This is a genomic window from Segatella asaccharophila (assembly GCF_054687055.1).
In genome coordinates this window covers 20,289-41,419 of sequence record NZ_BAACAN010000003.1, presented here as the reverse complement: position 1 = coordinate 41,419, position 21,131 = coordinate 20,289, and the positions used below count along the sequence as shown (strand labels likewise).

Below are 21,131 nucleotides of genomic sequence, written 5' to 3'. Positions count from 1 at the left end.
TGCTCAGCCTTTCCTGCAAGTCATTTCCAGTCTACTACGTTCACCGAATACGGGGGGAGAATAACTGTCTGGCCCTGAATCTGGGCGGGAGATGCCTGGTCCTGCAGACCGCCGGCACGACGGACATGGATAAGACGGTCAGACGGATCACCCTGCAACTGCATCTCTTCTTTTCCGGCAACCAGAGAAACACCCTTCACATCCATGATCACCGTCTTGGGAGAAGCATTGACCAGTTTGATATATCCCCTACCCGTCTTTGACGATCTTACGACACTGGAAGCTATCCGATAAGCAACCGGAGCAGCCACATCAAGATGAGACGAGACATACTGATCACCTGAATAATTGGAAAACAAGTACTGAACCCAGTAGCTGGGAGTCACCTCTACCGAAGTACCATCAAAATAGATCAAATCAGGATTCCAGTCCATATATCCCTTACGGCACAGCAAGGGAGCATAGGAAGCCATCTGTACAACATCCGCATTCCGCTCAATGCTACAAAGGTATACGGCTTCTGCCAGGGCATTTTCCACTGTACGGCCTTGAGAAGCATATTCTCCCAAATAGACCACAGGAGACTTCCGGCTATAATCATCATAATAGTCCTGATGATGGAGGAACCATCCCGGACGCTCATAATAATGCTCATCCACGGCATCTATGCAGTCAGCATGTGCCCTGGCAAAGCGCCATCCTTCCGTATAATCAGAAGAAGGATCATGAAAGGGCCCTGCTGTTCCGATCACCTCTATGGCCGGATAGGCTTTCTTTACCGCCTGGCAGATCATGAGATAACGTTTCTCGAAAACTGTCGAGATCAGATCTTCATTTCCGATTCCGATCATCTTGAGATGAAAAGGCGCAGGATGCCCCTCGTCCGCACGCATCTTAGCCCATTTAGATGTGGCGGGATCCCCATTGGCCCACTCGATCAGGTCTAGCACATCCTGAACATACTGAGGCATATCCTTCATCGGAATTCCTCCCTGCTGACCGGCAAGTCCGTCTGCATCGGCGCGCGAGTTCTGACAGGAGACACCGGCAGCAACTACCGGCAGTGGCTCTGCGCCAATATCTTCGCAGAACTGGAAAAATTCATAAAAGCCCAGTCCTCTGGTCTGATGGTAATTCCATATATTCGGAGCCGGCACACGATCTTGCCACGGCCCGATAGTCTCTTTCCACCTGTAAATATTGGAGAGTCCCTGGCCGTGGACCAGACATCCGCCGGGGAACCTCATGAATTTAGGATGAAGTGCCGCAATGGTCTCAGCAAGGTCCTTGCGCATTCCATGTCCCTTGTAAGTATCATGAGGAAAGAGAGAGATCATATCAACTCCCACTTTCCCTTCCTTCTTGACAAGGAGTTGCAAATGGCAATTCTTGTAACCGGCCTCTACAGCCTCTTTCTTTTTCGGGACCGTATTCAAGGATAACGCATAACGTCTCCATCCGGTCCCCTCCAACTTCACCTTATCCTTTGCAACTATGGTGCCGTCATCGGAAATCAAAGACACCTCGATCTGATTTTTATCCCCTTCTATCTGATTGGCAAAAAAGGAGAAATCGTAAAAACCGGCCTTCACCGGCATGCCGTCCCACCCGGAATTACTTATGACCTCATCCTTTCCAAGTACCACATAATGAGGATTGTGCTTACTTAAAGGATGATCTGTCACCAGAGACAACGGCTCTTCTTCCAACTCTTTCTTGCTGACCATCCGGTAAAGTTTCCACGCCGGGTGAGCAGCCCATGCATTCTTCTGATTTCCGGGGTCTTCAAAATCACGGTTACGGACCATTTCCGCATATAGTCCGCCATCAGCTGCCGAATTGATGTCCTCAAAGAAAACGCCCATCAACCGGTTACTGATCCGGTGCACCTTCAACGGGTCGACGACAAGAGTCGATCTCAAGGTATCCCCGAGGGCAGAAAACCGCTGCCGGTCATCTTTCATCCGCTCACTGCAAAGGGCCTGATCCTGTGCCAATGCCCGAAACCAGTTCTGCATATAACGGAGATGCACGGCCGGAACCTCAAAGGTGTTGCCATACCGCACCTTCCCACCGACCACAGCGGTATCCTGCTGCCAGAGGACATCATCCGCCACTGCCTGCAGGGTATCCTCGGCGAAAGTCCGGAAATCATCTGAGGCATGCACATATCGTTTCCCCTGAGGTGTCTTAAAATAAATATCCCAGCTCCCATCATCCATCTGATAGGCTACAGGTGCCATCACATCATGCTCCCGGACGACGGGGTAATCCTGGGGACGCCAGTGGATCAAATCCTCGGAATAGGCTGCCGCAAAGGCCGGCGACTGATGATCCAATGACCATAAAGCACGCCACGAACCGTCATTGGCCTTTGTGACAAAAGGGGTATACATTTTCTTCCCTGACCCCCAGGGCCCGTAATCACAGGTCAACACCTGTCCCAGCTCCTGCCAGTTCTGGTTGCCGTCAAGATAAGCGGCATGAAGTCCCTCGGAAATTCCAGGCGAATAAAGAAATATCTGAACGGTTGTATCACGCCCTGTAATGGTATAAAGAGGTAAAGACTGAGCCTTACCGGAAAGAGTCAACAAACAGGCCACAAACAAAAAGAGCAACTTATTCTTCATATTTCTCAGATTTAAGCCCTTACCGGTCGTCAGGCCGTAAGGGACGGATACCTCGACAGGTCCACCCTCAATCTTCACGCCTCTAATTAAAAGAGGCTGGAGGCATCACTGCGTCCAGCCCCGAACAAATTAGAGAGTTATAAAAAATCAAGTGTTTATTGTCTCAACTTTAACGATAGTATTCTTTCTGGGCTGCTGCCAGGGTGTTCTTCATCAAGGAACAGATGGTCATCGGCCCCACGCCTCCTGGAACAGGAGTGATATACGAACATTTGGGAGCGACCTCATCAAATTTCACATCACCATTGAGGTGATACCCCCTCTTCCTGGAAGGATCAGGAACACGCGTAGTGCCTACATCGATCACTACAGCTCCCTCCTTTACCATGCAGGCAGTTACAAAATCAGGTTTGCCAATGGCAGAAATGAGAATGTCTGCTTCCCTTGTCTCCCTGGCTATATCCTGCGTATGACTATGACATACCGTTACGGTACAGTCACCATATTTTTTATTCATCATCAACTGTGCCATCGGTTTTCCAACAATATTGCTGCGGCCGATAATGACGCATTTCTTTCCACTTGTCCGGATATTATAATGCTTCAGCAATGTCAGTATACCCAGCGGAGTGGCGGAAACGAAACAAGGCAGGCCTATTGACAGACGTCCGACATTAATGGGATGGAAGCCATCCACATCCTTACGGTAATCAATAGCCATAATGATCTTCTGCTCATCGATCTGTTCAGGCAAGGGCAGCTGGACAATAAAACCATCCACATCCTTGTCTTTGTTCAGACGATCCACACAGGCAAGGAGTTCCTCCTCAGTAACATCATCCTCATAACGGATCAGCGTAGACTTGATGCCACAAACCTGGCACGCAATCATCTTGTTCTTAACATAAGTCTCCGACCCACCATCATGGCCTACGAGCACAGCTACCAGATGAGGCTGCTTTCCCCCGTTGTCAATGATCTTCTTCACTTTCTCCGCGATCTCCTCTTTAATAGCCGTCGCTGTAGCTTTTCCGTCAATCAGAGTCATTTTATTATTCTTTTGATAGATTCGGCATCTTCATACCCTGCATCCTGCTTGCCATCCCAGCCATGTTCGGACCCGTGACCATTTTCATCATCTTGCGTGTCTGGTCAAACTGCTTGATCAGCCGGTTTACCTGTTGGATATCCGTTCCCGAACCCATCGCAATACGGCGGCGCCTGCTGGAATCCAGGACCTCAGGATGAGTACGCTCCTTCGGCGTCATGCTCCTGATAATTGCTTCTACACCTTTAAAGGCATTATCATCAATATCCACATTACGTATGGCTTTACCCACACCAGGAATCATGCTTGCAAGATCCTTCAGGTTACCCATCTTCTTGATTTGCTCGATTTGCTTCAGGAAATCATTGAAATCAAACTGGTTCTTCTGGATCTTCTTCTGGAGTTTGAGGGCTTCCTTCTCATCAAACTGCTCCTGAGCTCTCTCCACGAGGCTGACCACGTCTCCCATTCCCAGGATCCGGTCAGCCATACGGGATGGATGGAAAACATCCATAGCATCCAGTTTTTCTCCTGTACCGATAAACTTGATCGGTTTGCTGACGACAGTACGGATAGAAAGAGCAGCACCGCCACGCGTATCACCATCCAGTTTAGTCAGCACCACCCCGTCAAAGTCCAGACGATCATTAAATTCCTTGGCCGTGTTCACAGCATCCTGACCCGTCATGGAATCCACCACGAACAAGGTCTCATCAGGATTGACGTGATCTTTCAGGCTGGAGATCTCCTGCATCATCTGCTCATCGACAGCCAGACGACCGGCCGTATCAATGATCACCACATCATTCCCGTCAGTCTTCGCCTGCTGGATGGCATGATCCGCAATCGTATTGACATTCTTGTTATCCGGCTCAGCATAGACAGGTACTTCAACCTGACTACCGACAACTTTCAACTGGTCGATAGCTGCCGGCCGGTAGACATCACAAGCCACCAGCAGCGGTTTCTTCCCTTGCTTTGTTTTCAGATAATGCGCCAGCTTCCCGCTGAAAGTCGTTTTACCAGAACCCTGCAAACCACTCATCAGCACCACTGCCGGATGACTTTTCAGGACGAACGGAGCATCCTCTCCTCCCATGAGTGTCACCAGTTCATCATGAACGAGTTTGACCATGAGTTGTCCGGGTTTGACGGCCGTCAGCACATTCATACCCAAAGCCTTCTCCTTGACGCGGTTAGTGAAATCCTTTGCTACCCGATAATTGACATCCGCATCCAGTAATGCCCTGCGAATATCCTTCATCGTTTCAGCAACGTTGATCTCGGTGATCTTTCCTTCACCTTTCAATATTTTGAAACTGCGTTCAAGTCTGTCGCTTAGATTTTCAAACATAACAAGTAATTTGCTGCAAAGATATAATAATTATATGGAAAATCCAAACAATCACTTAAAAAATAAGTGTTCAAAATTGCAAATGAAAAGAAAGCCTTCAATAGGGAAAAGAAGCAGGCATACTTTCCACCCCTTCACTTCCCTTTCATCTCCAGAGGATAACCACTACTGGTTAGCGATTTCCTTTTCCGCCGTCTCTTTCTTCTTTTCTAAATCCGCTGCCTGCTGCGCACGCGCCCTGTTCAAGGCATCCAGTTTAGCCTTCTCTGCAGCAGCTTTCCGGGCCTGTTCCTGATGAAAGGCATCCAGGACAGGATCATTCTTTTTACTCTCCGAATCCAAATCAGAGATCACACTCTCAGCTTTTTTCAGATGTCTTCTGTCACGATTTCCCCGACGGTCCATCCACCCAAAGGCATTAAAGCTGACCAGTCCTCTAGGAACGACCACCTCCTTCGCTGCCTGTCTTGCAGCTTCGCCCAAAGAAGATGCATTTTTCTTTCCCATATCCTTTCCATACACCTCCACTTCGTTCAACTGGTGTGACTGAGGAAGCAGCAAGACCGTATCCGGGAGATTCTTATTATAAATATAAGTCTTCACATATCCGGTCTTATAGACGGAAGCAGAATCAAAGGAATAACGCATGGCAAAATACCCCCGATAGTCTGTTCTTGCCCAATGATTTGTATTGGTATGAACAACGGCATCCCGGATAGGGACATGAGTCTCCATATCAGCGACCACACAAGTTCGTTGTGCATAGGCAGCCATTCCGGAAAGGAGGCAGAAAATCATGGTGACATATCGATTCATGCTTGCAAAGGTAAAGGATAGAATGCCCGCATGCAAATAATTAAAGGAGTTTTAAACTAATAAATTCAAAATTATCTTTTATAATGTCATTGTGCATCAGGCATCCGGAATATCCAGTCCCACGTCCTGCATCAGTTTGATGGCATCTATATACTGTTCTATCCCATGGGTCACCTTTTTAGCAGCTTTCATCGCCATGACAACCGTCTGTGGGCGGTGCACGACATCACCACCGGCGAAGACGCCCCTTCGGGTGGTCATCCCATAAGGACGTTCCGAAATCTTGACATATCCTTTATCATCCACTTCTATCCCTTTTGTGGTACTGATAATGCGGCGGGCCGGTTGATTGCCGACAGCCAGGAAGATACGGTCAAACTTTTGAATCTTCTCTCCTTCCGGAGTGCTCAGGCGGCAGGCTGCCAATCGTCCATTTTTGCCGGGAAGGAACTCCTCCACCGTTGTTTTCCACTGAAACTTGACTCCTTCTTTGACGGCCAGGCCATATTCCTCCTTATTCGAAGGCATTTCTTCCTCCGTACGACGGTAGAGAACGGTCACGTCAGCGCCCAGCCGGACACAAGTCCGCGCAGCGTCCATAGCCACATTGCCTCCCCCGATGATTCCTGCTCTCTGCCCTGCCTGCAAGGGAACCATATCGCGGCTCATGGCCCCTTCATGATAAGCATTAAAATTATGAAGCAGATAAGTACTCTGGCTCACGCCACGGAGAGTAGACCGAGGAGTATCATGCATATCTTTGGGAACGTCTGTTCCCGTACCCATAAAGATCGCATCATACCCATCCTTGAAGATGCTGTCTACGGTCACCCCGTTCTCTCCTACCATACAGTTGCAGATAAAGTTGACGCCCAGAGCCTCAATCTTCCTGATCTCGGCCCTGACCACTTCTTTCGGCAGACGATATTCCGGGATACCGTACATCAACACCCCTCCGGGCTCCGGCAGACCTTCAAAAATAGTAACCGCAAATCCCTGCCGTGCCAGATCACCCGCCACCGTCAGGCCTGCAGGTCCGGAGCCGATCACTCCGACCTTCCCACGGGTTTTCTGAGGAATCTTCTCACTGGTCAAGTGCATCCGGGTATCAAAGTCAGCGACAAACTGTTCTATCTTTCCAATCTGTACGGGTTGGCCTTTCTTTCCCAAGACACAATGCCCCTGACACTGTTTCTCATGAGGACAGACGCGGCCACATATAGCCGGCAGATTACTTCTGACGTTGATGATCTTCATGGCAGAGCCAAAATTCCCCATCGAAACTTCATGTACGAAATCGGGAATATCATTTTCAATAGGACACCCCCGTCTGCACTGCGGGACTTTACAATGTAAACACCGCTGGGCTTCAGCAATGGCCTCACGCATCGTAAACCCTTCATCTGACTTCTGAAAGCAAGGGACAGATTCCTCCCTGTCTTTTTTATCCAACACTTCGCATTCCATTTTTTGATTTCTTTTAGTAGTATAATAGTCACCGTTTTGCAAATAGGAGAAGAAATTGCAAATCCCTGTCTGAACGATTACAGGATAATCATCCCTTAAACTGGCCCATCCCCTTCTGAACTCGGAAAGACAAGACACAATATTGTCATGTCTGTTTTGCAAAAATACAGTTATTAGCAAAAATGGACCTTCTAAGCATCTCTTTTTTAACTTTTATTAATCGGTAAAAGCTACAGGAATGCACATACCCCCCTCTAATGAGCAAAAAGGGTTCAAATAATATTGTTGTTGTTTTAATGATAAGAATCATAATCACTGATTCTTACGACCATAGTCAATTGTGACCGATATGGTGCATTTTGACCCCCCAATATGCACCATTTCGGTACCCCAAAATGGTGCATATTGCTTCTCCCTGACTATACCCCCAGGATCAGGCGTCAAGGTCAGTGACTTTAAGGCTTTAAAACGAGAAGTATACGATAAGAAAGAAAAAGCCTGTCCTTTCAACGAAGAAGGACAGGCTGAAGTATTTTCCTTCAGTACCGGTTACCAGAGATAAATTCCGATGCCGACCTTTACCCCTATCGTGGAATAATCACTGTGATTCTTGAAACTCTGGTCATAATAGACAGCCGGCTCCAGGGTCACCGTCCTGCTCAAGAAGAAAGCATAGCCCACTTCCAGTCCAGGCAAAAGATCATTATAATTATGATTGGCATGAACAAGTTTGGCATTAGCACCCAGATAAAAGCCATTCTGAATGATATAATAGCGGAATCCCGCTCCCACCATGACCCTATCCGGAGCGTCTTCATTTCCCCCCGTGTGTTCATAGCCAGCCTGTCCCAGGATCATCAGATTGTCAGCAACCAGGCGTCCCACCTGGGCCTGGGCACCAAACTGAAGTTTTTCCTTGCCGTTATATCCCAGGTTCAGTCCGGAAAGAGAACCATTAATATACGTTTTATTTGCTTCAAACTGAGCATTTGCTGTCAAGGTCAGCAGGAGAGCTCCCAAAAGGATGAATAATTTTTTCTTCATTATTAGTCTTTTAATTGATTTCACGGGGATACCGGGATTTTCCCATGGATACCGGACAAACCACACCGATGTCTTTTCACCCAATGTCTGCAAAGATAATTATAAATTTTGAGATCGCCAAGGAAAAAGCCCTCATCTTACATCCAGGAACCCTTCCCCGTCTCCTCCCCTTAAAATCTCCACCGGCAGGTCCTCTCCTGAGACCATTCTCCTCTCCCGGCTTTCCCCAGGATCATCAGTCAAGTAGTCACCGCGGTTTGATTTCTATATCACCGGCAACATTTTTCCGGATTTTCGTCAGATAGGCTTTCATTCCCTTCCCATCCTTATTGTCTATGATTTTGATAAGCTCCGTAAGTTGTTCCCGGATCTTGCTCACCTGTCCCTTCGTATACGGGTTGAAAAGGATTTCCTGCAACAAGTAATCATCCTCGTTCAGAACCCCCTTGGCGATCATCATGTGGCGTTTGAACGTCGTCCCCGGCGCATCCTGATGCTTCATGACAGCCGCAAAGACGAAAGTGCTGACAAAAGGGATTGACAAGGAATAGGCAACGGTCTTGTCATGTTCCCTGAAAGTATATTCATAGATGTTCAGTCCCAGAGAAGCATATAGCTTATGGAAGAAATCCCGTCCACGCTCATCCCCTTCCTTAATGATGATGGCATTCTCTTCCGACAACTGGTCCAGATTGGCAAAAGTAGGGCCAAACATAGGGTGAGTACTCACAAAAGGATGCCCGCTCTTCTGATAGAAATTCTCCAGGCCCGTCTTGACAGAAGCAATGTCAGAGATGATGCAGTCCTTCGGGATCAGAGGGAGCACCTCCCGGAATGCCGGAAGGGTATACTTTACCGTCACGGCATTGATCACCATTTCCGGTTTGAAAGCCGTGATCTCCTCCGGTGACCGGAAGCGCTGGCAGTTGTAAGTAAAACGCAGACGTTTAGGATCTTTCTCATAGACGGCTACATCGTGGTCAAAACTCAGCAGATCGATGAAGAAAGATCCCATCTTGCCTGCACCTAAAATTAAAATTCTCATCGTCTTATTTCACAATTTCCAGTTGCTGCCGTACACTTTCTTCATGGACCAGTTCGAACACATGTCCCACAAACTCTGAATCCATGTGACACCGTACGGCCTCTGCTCCCCTTTTTTCAAGGATTTCATTATACCGCTTAGATTGGAGGACTGTCATATTATGCTCTTTCTTGAACGTACCGATTTCACGGCAGATCCGAAAGCGCTTACTCAGCAAGTCCATCAACTGATTGTCAATATCATCAATCTCACTGCGGAGTTGGCGCAGTCCCTCGGTATTACTGTGCTCATCACGTACCACCAATGTGTTGATCATATAATTCAACACATCCGGTGTCACCTGCTGCTTGGCATCACTCCAGGCATTGTCCGGGTCACAGTGGCTCTCAATGAGCAATCCGTCAAAGCCGAGATCCATAGCCTGTTGGCTGAGCGGAGCGATGAGGTCACGGCGTCCGCCGATATGACTGGGATCGACGATAATGGGAAGGTTCGGGATGCGACGACGCAATTCAATCGGAATCTGCCACATCGGTTGATTGCGGAAGATCTGATCATCATAACTGGAGAACCCTCTCAGAATAGCTCCCATACGCTTGATGCCTGCCCGGTTCAGGCGCTCCAGTGCACCGATCCATAGTTCCAGATCAGGATTTACGGGGTTTTTGACAAGCACAGGTCCTCTGAATCCTTCGAGAGAATCAGCCAGAGCCTGCATAGCAAAAGGATTCGTCGAGGTACGGGCGCCGACCCAAAGGATGTCAATGCCATATTTTTCACAAAGTTCTACATGTTCCGGTGTTGCCACCTCTGTAGCCACCAGCATACCCGTTTCCCGCTTCACTTCCTGGAGCCAGGGCAAGGCTTTTTCGCCGTTGCCTTCGAAGCATCCCGGTTTGGTACGCGGTTTCCACACTCCTGCGCGAAACATGTGACAGCCTTTGGCCGCCAGTTGTCTGGCAGTTGTCATCACCTGTTCTTCGGTTTCAGCCGAACAAGGACCAGCAATGATACAGGAAGGGCGTTCCTGATCACTCGGCAAATTTAAAGGTTCGAGATTTAGTTCCATACTTTTATCGTTTTTTAGTTTTTATTTCTTTCTACCATTTCAACTCCTCTATTCGTCTGAGCGCTTCACGGATCTGCTCATCCTTGGCACAGAGAGAGATACGGATATAGCGTTTTCCATTATTACCGAAAATGAATCCCGGCGTGATGAACACCCGTGCCTCATGGAGTACACGCTCCGTAAGGTTCTCCACCTTCTCATAGCGGTCAGGGATCCTTCCCCACAGGAACATTCCTACCTGTTTCCGGTCGAAGGTACAGCCCAGGACCGTCATGATCTTCTCGGCTATATCCCGGCGGCGGCGGTAATTCTCAATGTTGTTCTGACGATGCCATTCCTCTGAGTTTGTGTTATAGGCCTCGGCGGCAGCCAGTTGTATTCCTTTGAAGGTTCCATTATCCACATTACTCTTGATCTTCAGAAGCCACGAGATGAATGTCGGATTGGAAACGGCCATGGCCACACGCCAGCCCGGCATGTTATGGCTCTTTGACATAGAGTTAAACTCAATGCAACAGTCTTTGGCCCCGGGGACCTGCAGAATGCTCATCGGGTGCTCGTTCAGAATCAGGGAATAAGGATTATCATTGACGATGATGAGATGATGTCTCTTGGCAAAATCCACCAGACGTTCATAAGTCTCCATGCGTGCATCTCCTCCTGTGGGCATATTGGGATAATTGGTCCACATCAATTTCACATGACTGAGATCCATCTGTTCCAGTGCATCAAAATCCGGTTGCCAGCCATTCTTCTCCTGGAGATTATAATAAGTGATTTTCTGTCCGAGGATCTTGTTCAGGGCGGTGTAAGTAGGATAGCCGGGATCCGGGATCAAGACCTCATCACCGGGATTACAGAAGGTGAGCGTGACATGCAGGATTCCTTCCTTTGAACCGATCAGAGGCTGGATCTCAGTTTTCCAGTCCAGGTCCACGCCATACCATCTCTTATAGAATCCGGCCATGGCCTTGCGCAGTTCCGGTATACCTACCGTAGGCTGGTACCCGTGGGCATCAGGCTGGCGGGCCACCTCACAGAGTTTGTCTATGGTCTGTGATGACGGTGGCATATCCGGGCTTCCGATGGCCAGGGAGATAATATCCTGTCCTTCGGCATTCAATCTGGCCACTTCTTTCAGTTTCCTGCTGAAATAGTACTCCTGTATCTGATTCACACGATTTGCTGGTTGTATATTCATGATTCTGCTTCTTGATATTCTCCTAATATTTTGATATTTCTCACAAGGGGCGTAATAGCATCAATGGACTGACGGTATCGTGTGATATTATCATACGTTACATCCACGTAGAACAGATATTCCCATTCATGGCCGATAATCGGAAGTGACTGGATCTTGGTCAGGTTGATGTCATAGAAACTCAGGATGGCAAGAACCCTGCTCAGGGAGCCCTCTTCATGGGGAAGGCTGAACACGATACTCGACTTGTTGCTCTGGGCAATAGAACGGAGATAGTCAGCTTTCATGGGTGAAGAGACGATCAGGAAACGGGTAAAATTATGCTTGTTGTCATGAATATCATTCTGGAGTATCTTCAGGTGATAGAGACGGGCTGCATAGGGGGAGCAGATCGCTGACATGCCCAGAAGATGGTGCTTGGATATATCCGCTGCCGATCCGGCCGTATCAATAGACTCCACGGCTTTCAGATCCGGATGGGAATCCAGGAAATGGCGACACTGTGCCAAGGCAACGGGATGGGAATGTACTTCCTTCAGTGTCGCCCAGTCATCTTCGGGAAGACAGCAGATGCAGTGCTGGATATGCAGTTTCGATTCTCCCACAATCACGTCATCCGACTCCTGGAGAAGGGCGTAGTTGTGTAAGATCGAACCGGCTATCGTGTTCTCAATAGCCATCATCCCGATGATGGTAGGATCCTTCCTGATCTGTGCGAAAATTTCCTCAAAGGTTTCACAACAGGTTAATTCAATCTGTTCTCCCTTGAAGTACTCATGCGCTGCGATGTCGTGGAAAGACCCGATCTCTCCTTGTATTGCTATTCGTTTCATAATAAAATAAAAAAAACGGTCGCGCTCTTTCGAGCGGGACCGTTTCGTGATTTCTTTATGTATAATTTAAATACTATAAGTTGAAATGAATACGCAACTTCCCGCTCTACGGCTGCCTGTAAAGTAAAAGTAATAATAAAAAGATGCGTAAGACTTCATCATTTTTCCGTTTTCTTATTGTTTACGATGGCAAAAGTAAAACTTTTATTTCGTTCTGCCAAACAAATTGAAAGAAAATTCACTTTATAGATTCACATTTATGATAACTGTATTTTTATGGGGACCTGCTGCCTCCTGCCGGAAGATCATTAAAGTCATCCGTCCCGGACCGGTTTCACTTAGAAAAAAGCATAGCTGTATTGATCAGGGCCAGATGAGAGTAGGCCTGCGGAAAATTCCCCAGCAGTTCTCCGGTCTCGAAGCTGATGTCTTCACTCAGCATCCCCAGGTGGTTTGTCTTGTCCAGGATATTTTCAAACAGTTTTCTGGCCTCTTCCTGTTGACCGGTCACAAACAGAGCCCGGATAAACCAGAAGGTGCAGATAACGAATGCCGACTTTGGACAGCCGAAATCATCAGGAGAATTATAACGATACATCAGTCCGTTCTTGAAAAGACTTTTCCCTATAGCCTGAACGGTGGAATAATATTTCGGATTATCCGCCCGTATAAATCCGTAAGGCTCCATCAGCAGAACTGATGAATCGAGATAATTATTATCATAAGTCTGGGTGAACGCCTGGAGCCTGTGGTTCCAGCCATGCAGGAAGACATCACTTTTGACCGCAGCGGCCTCCAGTTCCCATTGTCTCTCATAGCTCCCCATACCCAACTGTCTTGCGATTTTTGCGCCACGGTCCAGAGCGACCCAGCACATTACCTTTGAGGACAGGAAATGATGTGCCTGCCCTCTGATCTCCCAGATGCCCTTGTCAGGCTTACGCCAGTTTTTCATCACCATTTCCTCAATGCTCTTGACCATATCCCACATGTTTTCCACATCATCCGTGGAGCCTGGTACCAGCGTATAGTACTGATAGATCATGCTCATCAGATAACCGAATGAATCATTCTGCTTCTGCAGATAGGCCTTGTTGCCTATCCGCACAGGACGAGATCCTGCATACCCTGACAGATGTCCCAGGGTCTTCTCGGTCAACTGACGCTCGCCATGTATCCCATACATGATCTGGAAACGGCTGTGGTTGCCGATAAACGTTGACTCGACAAACTTCACGAATCTCCGTGCAGCTTTGGTATGTCCGCATTTGACCAGCGTTTCGATAGCCATGGAAGCATCCCGAAGCCAGCAAAAACGGTAATCCCAGTTTCTTACTCCCCCGGGGACTTCCGGCAAACTGGTTGTAATCGATGCCAGTACGGCGCCGTTATAAAACTGCATCATCTTGAGCGTGAGCAAGGACCGTTCGATCACCTCGTTATAAGCCGGAAACTTCCGGGTGGTTTCAGACCAGTTGAGCCAGTATACAAGCGTACGGCAATATTCGAGTTTCTCCTTGTCCATGTCAACCTCACCGATTTTCTCATTGTAGGATAACAGGAAAAACTCATCCTTCTGAAGAATCAAAGGTTCACCTGTGAGGACCTTGTCCAGAGGCAACGAAGAATACAGGTACTGACGATCCTTGTAATTCGTGTCTGAACGTGATTCAATATGATTACCTTCAATACTGCTTATACAGTTTCCACGGGCATAGTCAGGTCGTGGATCATAGTTCACGCGGATTTGTGGACTGCCCTTGATAAGGTGCAGATAACGGTAAACTTCCGAAGGATGATAATCCTCTGCCTCACCCTGCACAACATAGCAAGGCATGAAATCAGTAATATCAAATTCCCCTTCCGCCCCCTTAAAATGCGTCCTTAACAGATTAGTATGAGGGATATACTGCTGGGTGATCGTATAGTCCCCTCCCACTCTAACACCAAATCTCCCACCCTTTTCCTGATCCAGAAGAGAGGCGAAGATAGACGGAGAATCAAAATAGGGCATACACAGCCAGTCTATATCTCCCCGGTCAGAAATCAAGGCAGCGGTACAACTATTGCCGACAAGACCATAATTCAAGTTCATTTCTTATATTCTGTTTTTTATTGTATGATTCGGTTCAGAAAAGACAGCACCTCCTTCTGACTCTTCAGACTATAGCGGGCACGGCTCACGGTCGGCCCTACATTCACGCTGATGCCCGTATCCGGCAGGGCACGGTACATATCCTCATCGGTGGTATCATCCCCTATGGCAAAGACGAAGCCATAGGATCCTTCCGAAAGGTATTCTGTCACCACCGTACCTTTGTTATAAGAGGATGGCTTCAGTTCCACAACTTTATTACCGGCCATGATTTGCAGATGATATTTCGTGCATTCAGGCATGAGCGCATTCATCAGTTGACGGGATCTGAAATCACCCAGCCAACTGTCTACCTCACGGTAGTGCCAGGCCAGTGAAGTTTCCTTTACCTCCAGGCGGGATCCGGGAGTCTTGCAGACGAAAAGGTTCAGTATCTTCCGCATCTTGTCACTCACCCCATGCCGGATGAACCGCTTGGTCCATACACCGTTCTTTTTGAGAAAAGCCCCGTGCTCAGCAGCTATATCAACCGGAAGATTACCGAGCCAGTTTTCCATAATCTCATGGTCTCGTCCACTGTTGATGACCACCGTATTCCTATCATCCTCCGTCATTTTCTTCAAGAGTACGATCAGCTCCGATGTCGGAACGGCCCTCAGCGGATCATCCTGAAAGCCCACCAGGGTACCGTCATAATCGAGGACGAAGAGTCGGTGATCAGCCTTCTGACATAAAGCATGGAATGATTCAGTCCGTTCGGGAGTAATAATCTTGGCCGCCAACTGGAGGTTGCGCTCGATGACCTCCGACCATTCTTTCATGAAGTCTGCCGCCCATTGACGGACATCGTATGTGGAGACAATATGCTGCATAGCTACCAGACGGCGCTGCTGTTCTTCCATAGGCATCTTCAACGCTATCTCCAGTCCTTTTTCTATCTGGTTCAGGTCATTGGGATTGACGATGACGGCTTCCTTCAGTTCGACAGAGGCGCCGGCCATCTCACTCAGGATCAGAACGGCAGGATCCCCTGCCGTCTTTGACGCCACATATTCCTTTGCCACCAGGTTCATTCCATCCCTGAGTGGTGTGACCAGGGCAATATCACAAAGTTTGTAAAGAGCCATCAACTGCGCAAAAGGCAATGCACGGTAAATATAACGGATGGGGAGCCACCCTAACCGGGAATAAGCTCCATTGATCTCTCCTATCTTCTCATCGATCCTGCGCTTGAGTTCAGCATATTTTTCTACCTTGTCACGTGAGGGGACAACGACCATCATCATGGAGACCTTACCGTGGTATTCAGGATGTGACTTGAGGAACAGATCATAAGCCATAAGCCGGTGCAGGATACCCTTACTATAGTCCAGACGGTCACAACTGAGAATGAGCCTGCACCCGGCCGTTGATTTCCTGACCTCCTGCACATACGCCTGCACCTCCGGTTTCCTGCCGGCCTGATGATACAGACTATAGTTGATTCCCATAGGCAGGGCATCCACATGTACGGCACGACCATTGACGATGACCTCCTCCAGATGAAATTCGAGATGCAGCGTACGCTCTACACTGCTCATGAAATGGCGGAGGTAGTCATGGGTATGGAATCCGATAAAGTCTGCTCCCAGCAATCCTTTGAGCAGATGATCACGCTCGGGCAAGACACGAAACAATTCATAACTGGGAAACGGAATGTGCAGGAAAAAACCGATATGCAGATCCGGCCTCTTCTCCCTGAGCATTGCCGGCACCAGCATCAGTTGGTAATCCTGCACCCACACAAGCGCTGACGGGCCTGCCAGCCGGCACACCTCATCAGCAAACATCTGGTTCACTTTCTTATAAGACTCCCAGTAGGTCTTCTGATAGCGGGCTGAGCCATAGAAATAATGACAAAGCGGCCAGAGCGTGCTGTTGCAATAGCCTTCATAATAGCTCTTATACTGTGATTGGGAAAGGAAGACCGGGTGGAGATTCTCCGCTTCCAGCCTCTCCCTGACCTCATCCTGCTCCTTCTTCCGCGGGAAGCACATTCCTGGCCATCCGATCCAATGCTTCTCGTAATCTATCTTCAAGGAATTCAGCCCCGTAGCCAGACCACCTTCACTACGGATAAAGGTAAATCCTTTCTCTTCGTCCAGGGTAGCCTTCAACGGCAAACGATTTGATACAATATAGAGTTTCTGCTTCATTTGGGAAAAATACAAAAAAAATATGAATATACGTTCATAATATTTAAGTAAAATTCTTAATAGAAGTTAACAGTATCAAATATTCTGACACACAACTGTCCCAAAAGAAATCCGTAAAAGACAGTTTCTACTTCACAAACTTCAGCCGTAAAGAGTTGAGTACCACGGATATACTAGAGAAGGCCATCAATGCGCTGGCCCACATCGGGGTGATCTGGAAGTCAATCCCGAAGAGATACAGCACTCCTCCGGCGAGAGGGATACAGACTATATTATAGATAAAAGCCCAGAAGAGGTTTTCCCAAATCATCTTCACCGTTTTCTTACTCAGGCGGATCGCTTCCGGAATATGCCGCAAGTCGTTCCCCATCAAGGTTACCTGAGCCACATCCATAGCCACGTCAGCACCTTTGGCCATGGCCATGCTCACGTCAGCCAACGCCAGCGCCTGGGTGTCATTGATGCCGTCACCCACCATAGCTACGGTTTTGCCTTCCGTCTGGAGCTTCCGGACGAGGTTTTCCTTGTCCTGGGGCATCACCCTGCTCTGATAATGAGCTATTCCTGCCTTTTCCGCCCAATAACGAGCAGCTTCCTCCTTATCTCCACTCATCATATAGACTTCTATTCCCATATCCTGCAAGGTCTTCATCGCCTCGCGGGCATGAGGCTTCAAGGTCTCGCGCTCCTCAAGGGGCAGGTTATCAGCCTTGGTGAAATCAATGTTCTGGTTAGGGATGGTCAGCGTTCCGGTCTTGTCCGTTACCAGTACACTGACATTCTTCAACTCCTCCAGGGCCGTCGCATCCTTGATCAGCACCTGCTGCCGGGCAGCCTTGCCGATACCGACCATCAACGCTGTCGGAGTGGCCAGTCCCATGGCACAGGGACAGGCGATCACCAGTACAGCCACCGCAGAAAGAATCGCCCTGGGCAAATCTGAAGTACCGCCGATCCCCCACCATAAGAAGAAAGTCAGGACTGACAGGCCGGCTACGGAAGGGACAAAAACCAGAGAGACCTTATCGACAATCCGCTGGACGGGAGCCTTGGAGCTCTGGGCTTCCTGTACCATCCGGATGATGTGGGACAGAGCAGTGTCGGCTCCGATCTGACGGGCCTTCATGCGGAATTTCCCCTGATTGGGAATGGTCCCTGCCAGAACCTGCGATCCGCTCTTCTTTTCTGCCGGGGTCGGCTCACCGGTAATCATGGACTCATCGACGTATGCTGCATCAGCCGTCATAAAACTCTCAGCTTGTGTCACCTCACCATCAACCGGAACTTTCTCGCCGGGACGGACTTCCAGGATGTCTCCAGGAGAAATCGTGGAAACCGGAACTTCCCGGATCTCTTCCCGGCCGTTGTCATCCTGCTCCACGATACGTGCCGTCTTCGATTCCATCCCCATCAACTGCCGGATGCTTGATGCCGTGCTCTCCCTGGCTTTCTCTTCGAGCAGCCTGCCTGTCAGTACAAAGGTTACGATCATTGCAGCAGCATCAAAATAGGTGTGCCATCCTATTCCCCTTGCTCCCCAGGTCTGTTCTCCCCAAAAAGTGTTATAGGTACTGAACAGAAAACTGATTGCCGTGGAGAGGGCCACGAGGGTATCCATATTTGCAGAAGCGTGGATGAGTTGTTTCCAGGCTGTGACATAGAACTGGCGTCCACAGACCCACAAGTCCACTGCGCACAGCAGCAGACTTACCTGGTTAGTGAACCCCGCAGACCCCAGCGGAATCCATCTCATCGAAATGCTCATCAGCAGGACAGCCAGGATCCAGGAAAGGACCGTTTTTCTTTTCAGCACCCGATAGGCATTATGCTCGATCATCTCTACATCACGGCCGGTCTCTATGACCAGATCATAGCCGATGTCATTGACATTCTTCTTCATCACCTCAAGAGAAATCACACCGGGATCATAGTCCACCAGAGCACTTCTCGCCGGCAGACTCACCGAAGCGCTCTGAATCCCTTTTAAGGAACTCAGTTTGCGCTCGACATTTGCTGCACAAGAGGCACAAGCCATACCTAAAACAGGAATTGTCTTCTTCATCATTTATCCTTTCCTTGAAAATCCATGATCATGAAAGTAGGCCGAAATGATTCGACCCGCTTCCTTCTCCTCTTTTCCTTGCAGGTTCCGCAGACAGATCTACCCTACCAGTTCATATTTTCCACTTGCACCTACGGCATCCTTCAAGTTACTGACTGATACGACCGTATCGTCATAGTCTACCACCACATTTTTCTGCTGGAGGTCTGCTACCGCGGTATGGACACCTTCCAGTGATTGAAGAGCATTCTCTACCTTAGCCTTGCAATGCACACATTTCATACCGTTTACCGTAAAAGTTTTTTTCATCTTCGTAAGTTTTAAAAGTTCTGGGTCATCAGTCTCCCTGCGCATGGACAGGCGGAACGGTCCGCCGCATTCCCATCTCAGGATCCTTCTGATTTCCACGGACAAAGATACTCCGGTTTTCGGTGAAACAGTTACAGAATATTGGATACATTTTATAAATTCCTGCGATCCGTTCCTTAACGGTGAAAACGGGAAAGTATGCTTTTCTCCTGTTTTACCTCTCTTTTTATTTCATCAACATCCTTTCCGGAACAGCACTTCTGATCCTTGTAATAAGATGCTGCAACAAAGTGGTGCGGATAAAATGTGAGGTCGTCATCATGATAATTTCACGGGTAGGAACAGGTACGGCAAAGGGCCGGACCAGTTGTTTCTGCTCTTCGCTCAATTGAGAAATAGCCAGCTCTGGTATAAAGGTCACCCCCTTGTCATGTTCCACAATACGCATAAAAGTCTCAATGCTTCCCAGGGTATAAGCTCTCTTGCTCCGGCTGGCAGCCTTCAGATGACAGAATTTGACCAGTTGGTCACGAAAGCAATGCCCTTCGTCCAACAGCCATAAATATTCCCCGGTAAGGTCTGCCGCACGGATGCTCTTTCTCTTGAAAAGTGGATCATTCTTGGCAACATAGGCAAAATACTTCTCCTTGAACAAAGGCTCACACTGCATTCCTTCCAGTCCGTCAACACGGGCTAAGATACCGGCATCAATTTCTCCACGGATCAACGCCTTCTTCATATCCTTTGTCTTCATCTCTATGATACGAAGATCCATCTCCGGATGCTCATTCATGAGCTGGGGAAAGAAACGGGGGATCAGATAGGGAGCTATCGTGGGCAGGACACCGATGAGGAATGGTCCTAAAAGGGATTGCTTCTCTTCTTCGACCGTTTCCCTTAACTTACGGGCCCGGAAAAGAACCTTCCACGCCTGGTCGATCACTGCCTTGCCCTCTCTTGTCGGTTGAATGGGGTTCGTCTGCCTGTCAAAAATGGTAACTCCCAGTTCTTCCTCCAATTTCTGGATCATTGAACTCAACGTAGGTTGGGTCACATTACAATAATCTGCTGCTTTGGAGAAATGCTTCATCCGGTATACAGCGATGACATATTCCAGTTGTTGTAACGTCATGTTTCTCTCCTTCTTTATAATTACAATATAGCAAAGATAAGGAAAAAAGAGGAACAGACATGGTATTTACTTCTATTTCTTGTCTTTCGTAAATCAAAATGTATCTCTCATACTGTTGATTATCAGTAGGTTTACTATGATATATAGAAATCTTCTATCACGTGATAGATTTTATCAGTTGGAATTAATACAATTCTTTCCTATCTTTGCAATGATAAAAAAAAGTACAACTAAAAGACAAATAATATGGAACCAATTATTAATGCACACGCACCTGAATTTTCTGTTCAGGCTTACCAGGATGGAAGTTTCAAAACAGTATCCAACAAAGACATTGAGGGCAAATGGGCCCTGTTTTTCTTCTATCCTTCAGACTTTACCTTCGTCTGCCCTACAGAACTGGAAGACCTTTCCAGCAAATATGAGGAACTGAAGGGTATGGGAGTAGAGGTCTTCTCTGTAAGTACAGACTCCCAGTTTGTTCATAAGGCCTGGCACGATACTTCAGAGCGTATCAAGAAGATCAAATATGCCATGCTGGCTGATCCGATCGGCACCCTGGCTAAAGGATTCGGGGTATATAAGGAGGATGAAGGAGTTGCTTACCGTGGCACCTTCCTGGTAAACCCGGAAGGTCTTGTCAAGGTCGCAGAAATCCAGGATAATAACATCGGGCGTAATGCAGATGAACTTGTCCGCAAGATCCAGGCTGCTCAGTACGTAGCCACTCATACTGACGAGGTTTGTCCGGCTAAATGGAGACAGGGGAGTAAAACCATAAAACCGAGCATTGACCTTGTCGGCAAACTCTAAACCAGCATACGATCCGGT

General features: G+C 48.2%; 16 protein-coding genes. 1 reads left to right on the top strand and 15 read right to left on the bottom strand.

Annotated features, from left to right (window positions below; genetic code table 11):
• Positions 1–20: 20 nt before the first annotated feature.
• The 15 genes from ACYRYG_RS02465 to ACYRYG_RS02395 all read right to left on the bottom strand — a co-directional run bounded on the left by ACYRYG_RS02465 (position 21) and on the right by ACYRYG_RS02395 (position 20,300).
• A complete protein-coding gene (locus ACYRYG_RS02465; protein ID WP_460197498.1) occupies positions 21–2,630 on the bottom strand; it encodes an alpha-L-arabinofuranosidase C-terminal domain-containing protein in 2,610 nt (869 codons plus the stop codon).
• A 169-nt stretch (positions 2,631–2,799) separates the two neighbouring features.
• On the bottom strand, positions 2,800–3,678 hold the full coding sequence (gene folD, locus ACYRYG_RS02460) for a bifunctional methylenetetrahydrofolate dehydrogenase/methenyltetrahydrofolate cyclohydrolase FolD (RefSeq protein ID WP_293419970.1): 879 nt from the start codon (positions 3,676–3,678) through the stop codon (positions 2,800–2,802).
• Between the two features lie 4 nt (positions 3,679–3,682).
• Entirely contained in the window at positions 3,683–5,032 is a 1,350-nt protein-coding gene (gene ffh / locus ACYRYG_RS02455; RefSeq protein WP_293425580.1) for a signal recognition particle protein, read from the bottom strand.
• Between the two features lie 165 nt (positions 5,033–5,197).
• Entirely contained in the window at positions 5,198–5,848 is a 651-nt protein-coding gene (locus ACYRYG_RS02450) for a hypothetical protein (protein WP_293419976.1), read from the bottom strand.
• A gap of 96 nt (positions 5,849–5,944) precedes the next feature.
• Complete coding sequence (locus tag ACYRYG_RS02445; protein ID WP_460197497.1) at positions 5,945–7,315, bottom strand: FAD-dependent oxidoreductase; 1,371 nt, start codon at positions 7,313–7,315, stop codon at positions 5,945–5,947.
• Positions 7,316–7,864: 549 nt separating this feature from the next.
• On the bottom strand, positions 7,865–8,359 hold the full coding sequence (locus tag ACYRYG_RS02440; protein WP_293419441.1) for a hypothetical protein: 495 nt from the start codon (positions 8,357–8,359) through the stop codon (positions 7,865–7,867).
• A gap of 247 nt (positions 8,360–8,606) precedes the next feature.
• Positions 8,607–9,404: a prephenate dehydrogenase gene (locus ACYRYG_RS02435; protein ID WP_293419444.1), complete on the bottom strand. Its 798-nt coding sequence runs from the start codon at positions 9,402–9,404 to the stop codon at positions 8,607–8,609.
• A gap of 4 nt (positions 9,405–9,408) precedes the next feature.
• Positions 9,409–10,473, bottom strand: a complete 1,065-nt coding sequence (locus ACYRYG_RS02430) for a bifunctional 3-deoxy-7-phosphoheptulonate synthase/chorismate mutase type II (RefSeq protein WP_293419447.1) — start codon at positions 10,471–10,473, stop codon at positions 9,409–9,411.
• Positions 10,474–10,504: 31 nt separating this feature from the next.
• Positions 10,505–11,674, bottom strand: a complete 1,170-nt coding sequence (locus ACYRYG_RS02425) for a pyridoxal phosphate-dependent aminotransferase (RefSeq protein ID WP_293419450.1) — start codon at positions 11,672–11,674, stop codon at positions 10,505–10,507.
• Entirely contained in the window at positions 11,671–12,507 is an 837-nt protein-coding gene (locus ACYRYG_RS02420; RefSeq protein WP_293419453.1) for a prephenate dehydratase, read from the bottom strand. Before ACYRYG_RS02420 ends, ACYRYG_RS02425 begins: the two co-directional genes overlap by 4 nt.
• Before the next feature lie 334 nt (positions 12,508–12,841).
• Complete coding sequence (locus ACYRYG_RS02415; RefSeq protein ID WP_460197494.1) at positions 12,842–14,602, bottom strand: glycoside hydrolase family 15 protein; 1,761 nt, start codon at positions 14,600–14,602, stop codon at positions 12,842–12,844.
• 17 nt (positions 14,603–14,619) lie between these two features.
• Positions 14,620–16,797, bottom strand: coding sequence for a bifunctional alpha,alpha-trehalose-phosphate synthase (UDP-forming)/trehalose-phosphatase (locus ACYRYG_RS02410; RefSeq protein WP_293428162.1), 2,178 nt, complete (start codon positions 16,795–16,797; stop codon positions 14,620–14,622).
• A gap of 127 nt (positions 16,798–16,924) precedes the next feature.
• On the bottom strand, positions 16,925–18,859 hold the full coding sequence (locus tag ACYRYG_RS02405) for a heavy metal translocating P-type ATPase (RefSeq protein WP_293419472.1): 1,935 nt from the start codon (positions 18,857–18,859) through the stop codon (positions 16,925–16,927).
• A 99-nt stretch (positions 18,860–18,958) separates the two neighbouring features.
• On the bottom strand, positions 18,959–19,168 hold the full coding sequence (locus ACYRYG_RS02400) for a heavy-metal-associated domain-containing protein (protein WP_293419462.1): 210 nt from the start codon (positions 19,166–19,168) through the stop codon (positions 18,959–18,961).
• Between the two features lie 226 nt (positions 19,169–19,394).
• Positions 19,395–20,300, bottom strand: coding sequence for a hydrogen peroxide-inducible genes activator (locus ACYRYG_RS02395; RefSeq protein ID WP_293419465.1), 906 nt, complete (start codon positions 20,298–20,300; stop codon positions 19,395–19,397).
• Between the two features lie 246 nt (positions 20,301–20,546).
• Here ACYRYG_RS02395 and ahpC point away from each other — a divergent pair, with 246 nt between their 5' ends.
• Entirely contained in the window at positions 20,547–21,113 is a 567-nt protein-coding gene (gene ahpC, locus ACYRYG_RS02390) for an alkyl hydroperoxide reductase subunit C (protein ID WP_293419468.1), read from the top strand.
• Positions 21,114–21,131 lie beyond the last annotated feature (18 nt).

Bases quoted from the DNA above. Each gene is read 5' to 3' on its own strand.
- ACYRYG_RS02465 (WP_460197498.1), bottom strand. From the start codon at position 2,630: ATGAAGAATAAGTTGCTCTTTTTGTTTGTGGCCTGTTTGTTGACTCTT.
- ffh (WP_293425580.1), bottom strand. From the start codon at position 5,032: ATGTTTGAAAATCTAAGCGACAGACTTGAACGCAGTTTCAAAATATTG.
- ACYRYG_RS02400 (WP_293419462.1), bottom strand. From the start codon at position 19,168: ATGAAAAAAACTTTTACGGTAAACGGTATGAAATGTGTGCATTGCAAG.
- ahpC (WP_293419468.1), top strand. From the start codon at position 20,547: ATGGAACCAATTATTAATGCACACGCACCTGAATTTTCTGTTCAGGCT.
- ACYRYG_RS02420 (WP_293419453.1), bottom strand. From the start codon at position 12,507: ATGAAACGAATAGCAATACAAGGAGAGATCGGGTCTTTCCACGACATC.
- ACYRYG_RS02450 (WP_293419976.1), bottom strand. From the start codon at position 5,848: ATGAATCGATATGTCACCATGATTTTCTGCCTCCTTTCCGGAATGGCT.
- ACYRYG_RS02425 (WP_293419450.1), bottom strand. From the start codon at position 11,674: ATGAATATACAACCAGCAAATCGTGTGAATCAGATACAGGAGTACTAT.
- ACYRYG_RS02405 (WP_293419472.1), bottom strand. From the start codon at position 18,859: ATGAAGAAGACAATTCCTGTTTTAGGTATGGCTTGTGCCTCTTGTGCA.
- ACYRYG_RS02395 (WP_293419465.1), bottom strand. From the start codon at position 20,300: ATGACGTTACAACAACTGGAATATGTCATCGCTGTATACCGGATGAAG.
- ACYRYG_RS02435 (WP_293419444.1), bottom strand. From the start codon at position 9,404: ATGAGAATTTTAATTTTAGGTGCAGGCAAGATGGGATCTTTCTTCATC.
- ACYRYG_RS02415 (WP_460197494.1), bottom strand. From the start codon at position 14,602: ATGAACTTGAATTATGGTCTTGTCGGCAATAGTTGTACCGCTGCCTTG.
- ACYRYG_RS02445 (WP_460197497.1), bottom strand. From the start codon at position 7,315: ATGGAATGCGAAGTGTTGGATAAAAAAGACAGGGAGGAATCTGTCCCT.
- folD (WP_293419970.1), bottom strand. From the start codon at position 3,678: ATGACTCTGATTGACGGAAAAGCTACAGCGACGGCTATTAAAGAGGAG.
- ACYRYG_RS02410 (WP_293428162.1), bottom strand. From the start codon at position 16,797: ATGAAGCAGAAACTCTATATTGTATCAAATCGTTTGCCGTTGAAGGCT.
- ACYRYG_RS02430 (WP_293419447.1), bottom strand. From the start codon at position 10,473: ATGGAACTAAATCTCGAACCTTTAAATTTGCCGAGTGATCAGGAACGC.
- ACYRYG_RS02440 (WP_293419441.1), bottom strand. From the start codon at position 8,359: ATGAAGAAAAAATTATTCATCCTTTTGGGAGCTCTCCTGCTGACCTTG.